At 69.1% G+C, this 14436-nt stretch carries 9 protein-coding genes; 5 read left to right on the forward strand and 4 right to left on the reverse strand.

Annotated features, from left to right (window positions below):
* Positions 1-190: 190 nt before the first annotated feature.
* The 4 genes from AC1D2H_RS13015 to AC1D2H_RS13030 form a co-directional block, all read right to left on the reverse strand.
* Positions 191-1804, reverse strand: a complete 1614-nt coding sequence (locus AC1D2H_RS13015) for a wax ester/triacylglycerol synthase family O-acyltransferase (RefSeq protein WP_478011247.1) — start codon at positions 1802-1804, stop codon at positions 191-193.
* A 91-nt stretch (positions 1805-1895) separates the two neighbouring features.
* Positions 1896-2225: a PspC domain-containing protein gene (locus AC1D2H_RS13020; RefSeq protein ID WP_477930090.1), complete on the reverse strand. Its 330-nt coding sequence runs from the start codon at positions 2223-2225 to the stop codon at positions 1896-1898.
* Positions 2226-2329: 104 nt separating this feature from the next.
* Positions 2330-4126, reverse strand: coding sequence for an ABC transporter substrate-binding protein (locus AC1D2H_RS13025; protein ID WP_478011248.1), 1797 nt, complete (start codon positions 4124-4126; stop codon positions 2330-2332).
* Between the two features lie 8 nt (positions 4127-4134).
* Entirely contained in the window at positions 4135-5943 is a 1809-nt protein-coding gene (locus AC1D2H_RS13030) for an ABC transporter substrate-binding protein (RefSeq protein WP_478011249.1), read from the reverse strand.
* Positions 5944-6084: 141 nt separating this feature from the next.
* Here AC1D2H_RS13030 and AC1D2H_RS13035 point away from each other — a divergent pair, with 141 nt between their 5' ends.
* The 5 genes from AC1D2H_RS13035 (at position 6085) to AC1D2H_RS13055 (ending at position 14228) form a co-directional block, all read left to right on the forward strand.
* A complete protein-coding gene (locus tag AC1D2H_RS13035) occupies positions 6085-7023 on the forward strand; it encodes an ABC transporter permease (protein ID WP_477930096.1) in 939 nt (312 codons plus the stop codon).
* A gap of 165 nt (positions 7024-7188) precedes the next feature.
* Positions 7189-8214 carry an ABC transporter permease gene (locus AC1D2H_RS13040; RefSeq protein ID WP_477930098.1) on the forward strand — a complete coding sequence of 342 codons (1026 nt, stop codon included), beginning with the start codon at positions 7189-7191 and terminating at the stop codon, positions 8212-8214.
* The gene (locus tag AC1D2H_RS13045) at positions 8211-9902 is read left to right on the forward strand and encodes an ABC transporter ATP-binding protein (RefSeq protein WP_478011250.1); all 1692 of its coding nucleotides are present in this window, start codon (positions 8211-8213) and stop codon (positions 9900-9902) included. Before AC1D2H_RS13040 ends, AC1D2H_RS13045 begins: the two co-directional genes overlap by 4 nt.
* Positions 9903-10024: 122 nt before the next feature.
* Positions 10025-12124: a GGDEF domain-containing protein gene (locus tag AC1D2H_RS13050; RefSeq protein ID WP_478011251.1), complete on the forward strand. Its 2100-nt coding sequence runs from the start codon at positions 10025-10027 to the stop codon at positions 12122-12124.
* A 73-nt stretch (positions 12125-12197) separates the two neighbouring features.
* Positions 12198-14228, forward strand: a complete 2031-nt coding sequence (locus tag AC1D2H_RS13055) for a sensor domain-containing diguanylate cyclase (protein WP_478011252.1) — start codon at positions 12198-12200, stop codon at positions 14226-14228.
* Positions 14229-14436 lie beyond the last annotated feature (208 nt).

Consider the following 14436-nt stretch of genomic DNA (forward strand, 5'->3'; position numbering starts at 1 on the left):
GGACCGGCTGAGCTCGGATGATGACTGCGCGGGCGCTGGCGGGATAGCGCGCCAGCCGCCTTTGCAAGGCCTGCTCGCGATGGGCCTTCAGGTGGCCATCGTCGTTGGCGACGTGACGGGCAAAGGCGACACCGCCCAGGAGCACAGAGCCCCAGAGCAGCCAATCCCAGTACGAGGCCTGCATGCGCGCTCAAGCCGCGTTGGCTGTCCTTCGCTTCGCCGGTGCCGCGGCCTTCTTCACCACCGTCTTCTTCGCCGCCACCTTCTTCACCGGCGCCTTCTTCTTCACCACCGGCGCGGGCTCAGCCTCGACCACCTCCGCCACCGGCAGCGCCTGGAACTCCATGAAGGCCGCCTCGACATAGGCCGCGAACTCGGCGGTCTCGGGCATGGCCTCGCCGCAGGCCATCAGGCCGATGTCCAGGGACTGGTTGTAGGTCTGCACCGTCACGTTCAGCGCCAGGCCGTGCACGGCAATCGACGTGGGGTAGTTGGTCAGCATCTTGGCGCCGGCCAGATACAGCGGCAGCTGCGGCCCGGGCACGTTGGAGATGACGACGTTGGCGACGACGGGCAGCTTCTCGGCCACCTTGGCGCGGCCGTAGAGCATGGCGCCGGCCTGCATCAGCCAGGGGATGCCCAGGCTGGGGAAGTCGGTCGGCATCAGGCTCTTGAGCTGGCTCATCTGTGCCTTCATGGCCTTGCTGGAGGCCATCACATGGGCCAGGCGCTCGCCCGGGTTGCTCAGGTGCGTGCCCAGGCTCATGAAGGTCATGGTCGCCTGGTTGTTGGACGTGGTGTCGCCAGCGGCGCGCGTGGACACGGGCACGGCGGCGATCAGGCTCTTGCGCGGCAGCGGGCCGTGCTTGGTCAGGAAGCGCCGCAGTGCGCCGCCGATGACGAAGAGGACGGCGTCGTTGACGCTGGCGTGGTGGCGCTTGCGGGTGCGGTGCAGCTCGGCCAGGGCCAGCGTCACGCCCGCAAAGGAGCGCGTGTCGGACAGGCTGACGTTGAAGCGTGTGCGCGGCGCCGGGCCCAGGCTGGAGACTGCTTTCTTGCCGCGCACCACGGCCGTGGTCTGCGCGGCCACGTCGCCCAGCAGGTTGCGCAGCTTGTCGATGGAGGCGCCGGCCGCGGCGCCGCCGGCATAGCCCATGGCCATGTTGCCGAGGATGTTGGCGGCGCTGGGCAGGGAGCGGGCCAGCTTGACGGTCTGCTTCCACTGCTGGGACACGGCCGCGCGCAGCATGCCGACGGTGCCGAGCTGGCCGCGCTTCTTGCCGCGCGCGGCGATGGCGTCGATGGGGCGCGGCTCGGGGCTGAGGTCGAGGATGACCTGGGCCAGCGCCACGGCGGCCTGGCCGTCCACGGCGGCATGGTGGAGCTGGGTGTACAGCGCGATGCGCGGCTGGCCCTCGGGGCCCGAGTCCAGCCCGGTGAAGACGTGGAACTTCCACAGCGGCAGGCCGCGGTCCAGCAGCACCGGGTGCAGGGCGCCGACCTGGGCTTCCAGCTCGGCCATGCCGCTGCCCTCGGGCAGGGCGATCTCGACGATGTGCTCCTCGAGGTCGGGCTCGGCGTCCACCCAGCCCGGGTTGGACAGGCCCAGCGGCATCGCGACGAGGCGGCGGCGCAGGGCCGGCAGCAGCGGCATGCGGGCCCGCATGTGCTCGCGCAGGTCTTCGATGTAGTCGCCGTCGTAACCGACGGGCAGCTCCAGCAGGTGCAGGGCGCCGACATGCATCGGCATCTGCGGCGTTTCCAGGTAGAGGAAGCTGGCGTCGAGGCCGGCGAGCTGTTTCATCGGGGCGTCTCCTGGGCTTGTTTCAGCCCAGCATACCCGCGCTGCCCGCCGCCGGCGTCTCGGGGGCGACCCTTCCCGGGCCGCCGTCAGTTCATTCCTCGGGGACGAAGATCCACAGCAGGATGTAGAGCAGGATGCCGCTGCCGAAGGCCAGGAAGAGCACCGTGAAGATGAGGCGCCAGACCCAGGAATCGAGGCCGGTCACGCGGGCGATGCCGCCACAGACGCCGCCGATCCAGCGGTCGACGCGGGCCCGGCGCAGGCCGTTGACGGCACCGATGTTGGGGCTCTGCGCGCTGCTCGAAGCCGCCGCGGTGTGGCCGCCGAGCACGCGGGCCTTGGCCTTGGCGAATTCCTCGTCGTTGAGCACGCCACGCGCATGCAGGTCGGCCAGCTTGTTGAGTTCGTCAGCGTCGTTCATTTGGGGCTCCTTGCGGGGTTGATGGAACGAAGCCTAGCGGTCCTGTGCGTGCAGGCCAGAGGCATGCGACAGGCCGTCGATTTCGTGGGATGCCGCCGCGGAATTCAATGGACAGGCTGTTTGCTCGGGTCGATGTCGATGAACTGCCAGAAGTCCAGCCAGAACAGCGGGCGGTAGAAGCCCGTCATCGAGGGCTGCTCGATGTCCGTGAGGATGCGGTGCACATTGACCTTGTAGGGCATGTAGGCCACGGCCATGCGTTTGGCCTCCTTGAACAGGGCCTCGCGTTCGGGGCCATCGGGCAGGGCCTGCATGCGGTCGTAGATGGCGTCGAAGCGCGCGTTCTTGAAACGTGGCAGGTTCTGCGTGCCCGCAGCGGGGCCGTAATAGCGTTGCAGCGCACCCTGGCCGTCGGGCTGGGCCGCCGTCGAGCCGACCGGCCACATCTGGTAGTTGCCGGCCTGGGCCGCCTTCAGGTTCTCGGGCCACTGCTGGATCTTGATCTTCATGCGGATGCCGACGGCGCGCAGCGCCTTCTCCCACAGCTCGTCGATGGCGCGGTTCACCGACTTGGGCTCGGTGTTGCGCGTGATGACGAGGGGGCTGCCGTCGGGCAGGTCGCGCCAGCCGTCACCATCCTTGTCGACATAGCCGTACATGTCGAGCAGCGCGCGGGCACGCGCCGGGTCGTAGTCGCCCATCTCGCTCTTGAAGCCCGGCTCATAGCCGGTGGTGTGGGGCACGATGGGCGACTGGGCCGGCACGGCCTGGCCGCGGCGGGCGATGAGGATCTCCTTGTTCACGTCGTAGGCCAGCGACAGCGCGCGGCGCAGCGCGACCTTGTCGGGCGTCACGCCGCCGACGACCGGGTCGTCGAGGTTGAAGCAGGTCATCGTCATGTCCGGCGTCAGCGTGAACACCGCATGCATGCCGCGCTTGGCGAGGTTGGGCGCCAGCTTGCCGCCCGGCGCGGCCTGGGTGATGAAGTCCTCGGGCACACGCTCGATGAAGTCGTGCTCGTTGTTCAGGAAGGCCAGCCAGCGCGGCTGGCTCTCGACGATGACGTCGACGACGACGCGGTCGATCATCGGGATGCGCCGGCCCTTCAGCTTGGCGTAGATGGCCTCGGCTTCCCTGTCGCCGGGCGTGGGCACGGCCTCGTAATGGCGCTCCCTATAGCCTGGGTTGCGCTCGAAGACGATCTGCGAGCTGCGCCGCCATTCCTTCAGCACGAAGGGGCCGGTGCCGACCGGGTGCTCCATGATGGTGTCGCCATAGAACTCGACGACCTCGCGGGCGACGGCGCCGTACAGGTCGTTGTTCGCGAAGATGGATTCGACCAGGCGCGGGCGCGGCTCACGCGTCCTGACCTGCAGCGTGTAGCGGTCCAGCGCCTTCAGGCCCTCGACCTCGGTGTCGTAGGGGAAGGGCTTCTTGGACCGGATGACGCGCTCGCGCAGCTCCTCCAGGCCGACGATGGCGGCGTCCTCATAGCTGGACCAGCCCTGGGCGTTGTTGGCGGGGTCGGCATAGCGCTTGATGCTGTAGACGAAGTCCTGCGCCGTGACCTCGCGCTTCCTGCCCTTGAAGGCCGGGTCGTCGGCGAAGTAGATGCCGGGCCTGAGCTTGAAGGTGAAGGTCTTGAAGTCGGCACTGATGTCGGGCTCGCCGGCGGCGATCTGCGGCACGATGCGCGTCGGCCGCGCCAGCGGGTCGTAGGTGTAGAGGCTCTCGAAGATGTGGGCGGTCAGCGTGCGCGAGTAGATGTCCGACAGCCGCACCGGGTCGAAGCCGGTCTCGGCGATCAGGAAGGCGTAGTGCAGCGTCTTCACCGGCTCGGCCGCCCGGGCCGGAGCGAGCAGGGACAAGCAGGCAGCGCATGCGGCGAGCAGGTGTTTCATGGGGGGTCTTACTTGGCTTTGGGCAGCGCGGCGGCGTCGATGTCGAGGTATTTCCAGAAGTCGCGCACGAAGAGATTGCGGCTGTAGCCCCTGACCCAGGGCTGGGCCATGTCGGTCCAGATGCGGTGGACGTGGAATTTGTAGGGGGCGTAGGCAATCAGCAGGCGCTGCGCTTCGTTCATCAGCGCCTGGCGCTCGGGACCATCGGGCAGGGCCTTCTGCTTGTCGAACAGCGCCTCGAAGGCCGGCAGGTCGAAGCGCGGCTTGTTGGCATTGCCCTTGGCCTTGCTGGAGCCCAGTGCCAGGAAGGTGTCGCCGTCGGGTGTCGTGCCGACCCAGCCTACGCCCCACATCTGCAGCTTGCCGGCGTTGGCGGCCTTGAGCTGCTCCGGGAACTTGCCGATCTTGAAGCTCATGCGGATGCCCAGGGCGGCCATGTTCTTCTGCCACTGCTCGGCGAGCTGGCGGCGCTCGCCATCGGCCAGCGTCGAGTACTCGATGGCCAGCGGCTTGCCGTCGGGCTGCTCGCGCCAGCCGTCGCCGTCGCGATCGACATAGCCATAGAGGTCGAGCAGGGCCTTGGCCTTGGCGAGGCTGAACTCGCTCATCTCCGACTTGAAGGCCGGGTCATAGCCGAACACCGTCGTCGGCATCGGCCCCTGGCTCTTCAGCGCCTGGCCGCGACGCACGAGGCGGATCTCCTTGTCCAGGTCGACGGCCAGGTTGATGGCGCGGCGCAGCGCGATGCGCTCGGGCGTGTAGCCGCCGACGACCGCGTCCTCCATGTTGAAGTAGCTGACCGAGACGTCGGCGCGCGGATAGCGCGTCATCGTCAGCCCCAGCTTGGCGAGGTTGGGCGCCAGGTGGTTGCCCGGCATGGCGACCGAGGCAAAGTCGATGGGCACCTCCTCGATGACGTCCGCCTCGCCGCGCAGGAAGGACAGCCAGCGCGGCTGGGCCTCTTCGATGATGTCGATGACGACACGGTCCACCAGCGGCAGCTTCCGGCCCTGCAGGGCCGCGACCTCGGCCTTGAGCTTGTCGCTGGCGTCGGGCGGCGCGACCTCGGCGTAGCGCAGGTCGCGGAAGTTGGGGTTCTTCTCGAGCACGACGCGCGAGCTGCGCCGCCACTCGACCAGGCGGAAGGCATTGGTGCCGACCGGGTGTTCCATGATCTTGTCGCCATAGAACTCGACGACCTCGCGCGCGACGGCGCCCAGGAAGCCGGCGTCGCCGAATTGCTGCACGAAGCGCGGGTCGCCGACGCCGAGCTTGAGCTGCAGCGTGTAGCGGTCCAGGGTCTTGAGGCCTTCGACCTCGCGGTCGTAGTCGAAGGGCTTCTTGACCTTCATGAGCTCCCTGCGCAGCTCCGACAGGCCGAGAATCTTGACGTTCTCCAGGATGTAGAGATTGCCGCTCTTCAGCGCGGGGTCGTAGTGGCGCTTGATGCTGTAGACATAGTCGGCCGCCGTCAGCTCGCGCCTGGCACCCTTGAAGGCCGGGTCGTCGGAGAAATAGATGCCGGGCTTGACCCGCATCGTGATGGTCTTGAAGTCGGCACTGATCTCGGGCATCTCGGAAAGAGTGGCCGGGCGCAGCTTGAAGGGGCGGGTGCCGAAGTCGTATTCCAGCGGCGCGTCCAGGATGCCGCCGAGGATGTCCTTGGAGTATTTGTCGGTCACCTGGACCGGGTCGAAACCGGTTTCGGCCACCTTGAAGGCGTAGCGCAGCACCTTCTCCTGGGGCGGACTCTGGGCTTGGGCGCCGGTCATCGCACAGGCCAGCAAGAGGGTGGTCAGCAGGGAGAAAAGCTTCATCGCGGGGGCGCGCAAGGCGGAGAAGTCGCGGAGTCTAGTGAAACCGTCAGGCCGGGGCCGCGCTTTGCTCGCATAGACTCCGGCCCGTTTTCTGGTGTAACCCCGCTTGCCTGGCGGGGTTTGTGGTTTTTGGGAGCCCCGATGGCGGCCTATCTGATCCGACGCCTGTGGCAGATGATCCCGACCCTGCTCGGCGTCGTGCTGCTGGTGTTCTTCCTGTTCAAGTACTTCGGCAACGACCCGACCGTCATCCTCGGCGGCATGAACGCCAGCCCGGAGATGATTGAATCGATCCGCGAGCAGCTCGGCCTGAACAAGCCGGTCTGGGAGCAGCTGTGGATCTTCGTCAAGCAGATCGTCACCTTCGACTGGGGCCGCAGCTGGGCGACCAACGAGGCAGTCGCCAACCTGTTCGCAACGCGCCTGCCCGCCACGCTGACGGTGACCCTGCCCATCCTCATCCTCGAGGTGCTGCTGGCCATCCCCTTCGCGATGGCCGTGGCCGCCGTGCGCGGCAGCTTGACGGACCGCACCGTCATGGTCTGCTCGACGATCGCCGTGTCCATCTCGCTGCTGGTCTACGTCATCCTGGCCCAGTACCTGTTTGCCTTCCGCCTCGGCTGGTTCCCGGTGCAGGGTTGGACGGCCAGCACCTGGACCAACCTCACCACCTACGCCCCGCTGCCCGTGCTGGTGGCCGTGGCGGTGTCGATGGCGCCGCAGATCCGGCTGTACCGCAGCTTCTTCCTCGACGAGATCGGCCACGACTATGTGCGCACCGCGCGCGCCAAGGGCCTCACCGACACCACCGTGCTGCTCAAGCATGTGCTGCGCAACGCGATGATCCCCATCCTGACCAATGTGTCGGTGCTGCTGCCTGGCGTGCTGGTGGGCAGCTTCCTGATCGAGGTGTTCTTCTCCATCCCCGGCCTCGGCCGTGAGCTGCTGCTGGCCGTCAACCGCGGCGACTATCCCGTCATCCAGGCCTTCGCCATCTACCTGGCGGCGCTGACGATGACGGTCAACCTTGTGGTGGACCTGCTCTACAAGCTGGTCGACCCCCGCGTGGTGCTGAAATGAGACCCCTCGCCCAGTCTTGCCCAGCTGAACGCGGGCAGCCCGGTCGGTCCCCCGAGGGGACGCCGATGCTTGCCGGATCAACCGGCAAGCACATCGCCAGTGCGGGCCGGCTAGGGAGCGGCCCGGCGCTCGGCCCGCGGATTTCATGCATCACGAACAACTGACATGACCGCGATCTCCAACTCCTCCGGCGGCGTCTGGGCCGCTTCCTGGCGGCGCCTCAAGACCGACCGCGTCGGCGTCGTGTCGATGGGCATCGTCGGCGCCTTCCTCGTCCTCGTGCTGCTGGCGGCCACCCAACTGCTGGCGTCGGGCTGGCAGCGGGAGGTCGCCGTGCCCAACGCGCCGCCGACGCTGCTCGGGCCCCAGCCCGCCGAAGACACCGGCACCATTAGCGCGCCCAAGGGCCCGAATGTCGACCTGTCCGACATTGACCCGCTGGCACCCCGCTATGGCGAATGGGCCGAGCGGGCCAAGGCCTTCAAGACCGAAGAGGTCGTCAAGGCCGAGACGCTGCCGCTGGGTGGCGACCGCCTTGGCCGCGACGTGCTGGCCAAGGTCATCAAGGGCGCCGAGGTGTCCATCTTCGTGGGCCTGGCGGCGGCCGTCGTGGCGACGCTGATCGGCACCGTGCTGGGCGCCATCTCCGGCTTCTTCGGMGGCAGGATCGGCGACTTCCTGGAGTGGGTCTACAACGTCTTCACCGCCATCCCCAGCATCCTGCTGATCTTCGCCTTCGCGGCCATCTTCCCGCGCGGCGTCGGGGCGGTCGTCATCATCCTCGCGCTGACGGGCTGGACCGGCATCTACCGCCTGATCCGCGCCGAATTCATCAAGCACCGCGGACGCGAGTACGTGCGCTCGGCCGAGGCCATCGGTGCCTCGCAGTGGTCGCGCATGTTCAAGCACATCCTGCCCAATGTGTCCCACGTGGCGCTGGTGCAGCTGTCCCTGCACGTCGTCAGCTTCATCAAGAGCGAAGTCATCCTGAGCTACCTCGGTCTGGGCGTGGGTGTCGACCAGGTTTCCTGGGGCACGATGCTGGGCGAGGCGCAAAACGAGATGATCCTGGGCTACTGGTGGCAGCTCGCCGCCGTGACCACGGCCATGGCCGTCTTCGTCACCGCGTTCGCCCTCTTCACCGATGCGCTGCGCGACGCCCTGGACCCCAAGCTGCGAGGTCTCGAATGAGCATGCTCCTCAGCATCCAAGACCTCAAGGTCGCCTTCCGCATGGGCAAGGTCGACGGCGTCATGCAGCGCCAGCTGGCCGTCAAGGGCATCAGCTTCGACGTGCCGGAGAACAGCACGGTCGCCCTCGTCGGCGAATCGGGCTCGGGCAAGAGCGTGACGGCCATGTCCATCCTCAACCTGCTGCCCAGCAATGCCGAGCGTGAGGGCCGCATCCTGTTCCAGGGCCGCGACCTGCTGCAGACCGGCCTGCGCGAACTGCAGGCCATCCGCGGCAAGGAGATCGCCTGCGTCTTCCAGGACCCGATGAGCTCGCTGAACCCGGTCTTCAACGTGGCCACGCAGATCTGCGAGCCGCTGATGAAGCACATGGGCATGAGCCGCCGCCAGGCGCTCGTCCGCGCCGAGGAACTGCTCAATGAGGTCGGCATCCCCGAGCCCAGGCGGCGCCTGTCGGCCTACCCGCACGAGATGTCGGGCGGCCAGCAGCAGCGCGTGATGATCGCCGTGGCGCTGGCCTGCAGCCCGAAGCTGCTGATCGCCGACGAGCCGACGACGGCGCTGGACGTGACCATCCAGCGCCAGGTCATGGAGCTGCTGGCCAAGCTCAAGGAATCGCATCGGATGAGCCTGCTGTTCATCTCGCACGACCTCGGCGTCGTCGGCGAGATCTCGGACCAGGTCGTCGTCATGCGCCACGGCCAGGTGCGCGAGAACGCGCCGGTGGCGAACATCTTCAGCGACCCCCAGGACGCCTACACCAAGGCCCTGCTGGCCTGCCGGCCGTCGCTGACCGAGAACCCGGCGCGGCTGATGGTCATCGACGATCACATCGCCGGCCGCGCGGCTTCCACCGACATCAAGGCCAAGGACGCCAACGCACCCGTCGTGCTGGAAGCGACCGGCCTGCAGAAGAGCTTCTGGCTGAAGGACGGCCTGTTCGGCAAGCGCGAGTTCAAGGCCGTCAAGGGCGTGAACTTCAAGCTGCGCAAGGGCCACACGCTCGGCGTCGTCGGCGAGTCCGGCTCGGGCAAGACGACCATGGGCCTGACGCTGTTGCGCCTGCATGAACCCACGGGCGGCCAGGTGCTGTTTGAAGGCCGGGACCTGCTCAAGATGAGCGGCGCCGACTGGCAGCAGATGCGCCGCCGCATCCAGGTCGTGTTCCAGAACCCCTATGCCTCGCTGAACCCGCGCTTCACGATCGGCCAGACGCTGCGCGAGCCGATGGAGATCCACGGCATCGGCGCGAACACGGCCGAGCGCGAGGCGCGTGCCGTGGCCCTGCTGCAGAAGGTGGGCCTGGACGAAAGCGCGATGGGCAAGTACCCGCATGAGTTCAGCGGCGGCCAGCGCCAGCGCATCGCCATCGCGCGCTGCCTGACGCTGCAGCCCGAGGTGCTGGTGCTGGACGAGGCGGTGTCCGCCCTGGACGTGTCGGTGCAGGCCCAGGTGCTCAATCTGCTGAAGGACCTGCAGGACGAGTTCGGCCTGAGTTACATCTTCATCAGCCACGACCTGGCGGTCGTCAAGTTCATCTCCGACGAGGTGCTGGTCATGCAGAACGGGGACGTGGTCGAGCAGGCCACCACGCGCGACATCATCCAGGCGCCGCGTGAGGAATACACGCGCCGCCTGCTCGGCGCCGTGCCGCGGGGCTACCAGGGGGCCGTCGCCCGGCCGGCCTAGGCGGCCGATTCTTACGGTTGCGTGTAATTTCAACGGTCTCGGACGTGGGATCCTCAACATCCCGCCTGAACCGCGCTGAAATCCGCGGTGCGGCTCGGCATGCTCGGCCGTCCAACGCCCCGATGTATCGAACTCTGGCTTCCCGATCGACGCTGTGCGCGGCGCTGGCCGCATTGGCATTGCTGTGCGCCTGCTCGCCCGGCGATGGCGCCGGCACGCCCGCGTCCACCGCTTCGGCCGTGCGCGACGAAGGCCTGGCCCGCGACCTCGAACGCATCGAGCGCGCCTCCCGCGCCAAGCCTGCGCCGCTGGAGCAGGAGCTGCGGGCTCGCGGCGAGAAGCTCGCCACCGGCAGCGCCGCCGAGCTCGAGGTGCTGGCCCTGCGCGGCCTGCTCGCTGCCTACGCACGCGACCGGGCGCTGACCGACCAGATTTCCCAACGCCTGCGCGACTGGCCCGCCGGCGAGCTGCGCGCCGCCGCCGCCGTCGCCGCGGCCAGCGTCAGCGCCGAATACCTGCGCTCCCACGGCGACCTGCGCGAGGCCCGCAAGCTGCTGATGGCCGTGGACGCCGCCCAGCTCAATGCCGCCGCACCGGTGTTCCGCTGGCGCTACCACCACCAGCTCACGGCCATCGCCAGCGACTCGGGCGAGCTCGACCTGTCGCTGAACCAGGGCCACGCGGCCCAGCGCCTGGCCGAACAGATGGGCCAGCCCTGGCGCGTCGCGCTGACGCTGGTGGACCTGGCCTTCACGTCCAACCGGGCCGACACGCCGGCGCGCGCCCGCCAGCTCATCGGCCAGGCGCTGACCGAGGCCCAGAAGGATCCTGACCCGATGACGCTGAACCAGGTCTACACGATGCGCGGCATCGTCTATGCCGAGGACAGCGACTCCAGCATCACGCTGCAGGCCAATTCCGATGCGCTGGAACAGGCCACGCGCGCCGGCGCAGACTCGGTGCGCGCCCTGGGCCTGGCCAATTTCGCCGACTACCACCTGCGCCAGGGCCATCCGGCGCGGGCGCTGGAACTCGCCGAGCAGGCCCTGCCGCTCGCGCGTGCGACGCGCAACATCAGTGCCGAGAGCGTCGCCCGCTCCAACATCGGCCTGGCCAAGATCTCGATGGGCCGCATCGCCGAGGGCCGCGACGATGTGCGCGCCGGCATCACGCTGGACGAGCAGCAGGGCGCCCTCGCCTATGCGTCGGCCGGCTGGCAGGAGCTGGCGGGCTATCTGGAAAAGGCCGGCGACCTGGCGGGCGCCATCGCCGCCTACCGCGAGCACCGCCGCATGGACGAGCGCGTGCTGCGCGACGAGACCCGCAAGCTGCTGCTCGAAGCCCAGGAGCGCCAGGACGCCGAGCAGCGCGCGCGCGACATCGAGCTGCTCAACCGCGACAACGCCCTCAAGGCCGAGCAGGTCCACCAGCGCAACCTGGGGCTGACGCTGTGGTCGGCCATGGGCGGCTGCGTGCTCGTCTCGCTCGGCCTGCTCTACCAGGCCTTCCGGCGCGTGCGCCGCACCAACGAGGCCCTGGCCCACAGCAACGCCTCGCTGAAGCGCCAGAGCGAGACCGACCCGCTGACCGGCCTGGCCAACCGCCGCCACTTCCAGGCCGCGATCAAGAATTTGTCCAGTGCCGAGGGCCTGTCGGCCAGCGTCTTCCTGATCGACATCGACCATTTCAAGCGCATCAACGACAGCTTCGGCCACGCCGCCGGCGACGTCGTCCTCATCGAGATCGCCCAGCGGCTGCGCCAGGCCGTGCGTGACGATGACCTCATCGTGCGCTGGGGCGGCGAGGAATTCCTCATCGTCGCGCGTGGCCGCGAGGGCGTGTTCGCGGCCCAGCTGGCCCAGCGCCTGCTGGACCTCGTCGGCGGCAAGCCGGTGCATTACGAAGGCCGCGAAGTGCCCGTCACGGCCTCCATCGGCTTCGTCAGCCTGCCGGTGCCGCCGCACGGCCTGCGCCTGACCTGGGAGCGTGCCATCGACCTTGTCGACACCGTCATGTATCTGGCCAAGTCCCATGGCCGCAACAAGGCCTATGGCGTCGAGCGCATCCACGCCGAAGACGCGCTGGCGGCGGCGCAGCTGACGGCCCGGCTGGAGGCCGCCTGGGCTGAAGGCCAGGTGGGCCTGCAGGCCCTCAGCGGCCCGGCCCGTGCGGGCGACAGCAGCTTCCATCCCGACGCCGTGAGCCGGCCGGCCAACGCATGAGCGCCGCGCCGGGCCGTCCCAAGCAAGCTCGCTCCCGCTGGGCGGGACAGCGCGCAGCGCGAAGGGTCCACCAATGAGGACGATCGCCGCCCTGTGTCTGACGCTGGCCGCGGGCCTCGCGGGCGCCGCACCGGTCGTCGCCCCCGACCCGGTGGCCGAGGACACGCTGCTGGCCAACATCACCCGCCGCGCCTTCGATGCGCCCGAAGCCATGCTGGCCGAGCTGAACCAGCGCTGGCCCACCCATGCCGAACCGGGCCAGCCGCGCGAGGCCGCCTGGCTGATGGCGCGCGGCCGCGTGCTGCTGGCCGGCGGCCAGGCCGAGGCGGCCGACGCCGTGGCCGCGCAGCTGATGGGCCGCGAGGACGGTGCCGACCGCGGCTGGCTGCTGCGCGCGCTGGCGCAGGAGCGCACCGGCAAGTCCGCCACCGCCCTGGCCGCACGGGCCCTGGCCGGCCTGGACAAACGCTGCCCGGCCGGTGACGAGGCGCGTGCCGTGCGCGAGCAGGGCTGCGATTTCCGCAGCGCCTGGGAGGCCCTGCGCATCCTGCAACGCGAGCAATACGCCCAGGGCGCCTTCGCGGTCTCCGAGGCCAGCGTCAAGCGGGGCCTGGCCCTGGCCCGCGCCGGCGAAGACAAGCACCTGACCGCCCTCAGCCTGGGCATGCTGGCCGTGTCGCTGCAGGCCCAGGACCGCCTGGACGCGGCCCGTGTCGAGCTGCGCGCCGCCGCTGTTGAGGCCGCTGGCGACCTCGTGGCCGGGGCCCGCGTGCGCAACTACGAAGCCGCCGTCGAGCGCCGCGCCCGCGACATGGCGGCGTCGCGCAGCGCCGTCGAGGCCGCACTGCTGCTGGCAGAGCAGGCCGATGCGCCCCACCTCGCCGCCCAGCTGCGCTCCAACCTCGTCGATTCCTATATGCACCTGGGCCTGCCCAAGGAGGCGCTGGCCGCCGGGCAGCGCGCCATGCCGGTGCTGCAGCGCTTCGGCGATCGCTTCTACGAACGCAGCCTGCACCACAACCTGGCCGTGGCCCACATCAAGCTGCGCCAGTTCGACCAGGCCCGCGTGGAACTCGCCAAGGTCGGCGAGTTCGGCACCGACCCCGCCGACCTCGTGCCGCGCGCCCGCGAGCTGCGCGAGCTCGCCGAGACCTGGACCGAGGCCGGCCAGTACAAGGAGGCGCTGGCGGCCCTGCATGCCGAGCGCGACCTCAACACCCGCGCCAACGAGCGCAACCGCGCCGCCGCGCTGGAGGAGCTGGGCCGCAAATACGACAGCGCCGCCAAGCAGCGCGACCTCGACCTGCTGGCGCGTGACGGCCAGCTCAAGGACCAGCAGATCTCCAACCAGCAGCTCGCGCAACAGGTCGGCCTCGCCGTCGGCGCGCTGCTGCTGCTGTCCGTCGCCCTGGTCGGCGTGACGCTGGTGCGCATGCGCCGCGCCCAGACCCGCTTGACGGCCAACCAGAGCCTGCTGCGGGCCCAGAGCGAGCGCGATCCCTTGACCGATTTGTCCAACCGCCGCCACTTCCTGGCCGTCATGGACCAGGGCGCCCGCGACGCCAAGGGCGAGGGCTTCGTCGGCGCGCTGATGATGATCGACATCGACCACTTCAAGAACGTCAACGACTGGCACGGCCATGCGGCCGGCGATGCCGTCATCGTCGAAGTGGCGCGCCGCATCAAGGCGGCCGTGCGCGATACCGACCTGGTCGTGCGCTGGGGCGGGGAGGAGTTCCTCGTCTTCGCGCCGGAGCTGCCGGGCGACGACCTCGCGCTGATGGCCGAGCGCATCCTGCGCGGCATCGGTGGCCAGCCGGTCGAGACGCCCGAGGGCCCGCTGCGCGTCACCGCTTCCATGGGCTTCGCCAGCTTCCCCCTTGGCGGCGCGGCCGGCGCGGGCCTGCGCCTGCACTGGGAGCAGGCCGTCAACTGGGCCGACATGGTGCTCTACAAGGCCAAGGCCGAGGGCCGCAACCGTGGCGTCGGCATCAGCGCCGTCGAGACCCCCGACAGCAACGCGTTGACCGCCGTGCTGCAGGACTTCGATGCCGCCTGCATGAACGGCCAGGTCAAGCTCAGGCAGTTGCCAGGCCCGCAATGAGTAGGCCCCTCGTCCAAGGAGTACCTTGGCCGGCCTTGCAGGCCGCGCTGCGGCATGAGCCGCAGCTCTTCGCCAGGCACATCGCGCCCACCGGGCGCAATGTGTCCGGGCTCAGCCCCCGCGGGGACGGCGATGCTTGCGGCATGGAGCCCCAAGCACATCGCCATGGCGGGCCGGCTAGGGAGCGGCCCGGCGCTCGGCCCGCGGT

The organism is Roseateles sp. P1_C1_2 (assembly GCF_056406535.1).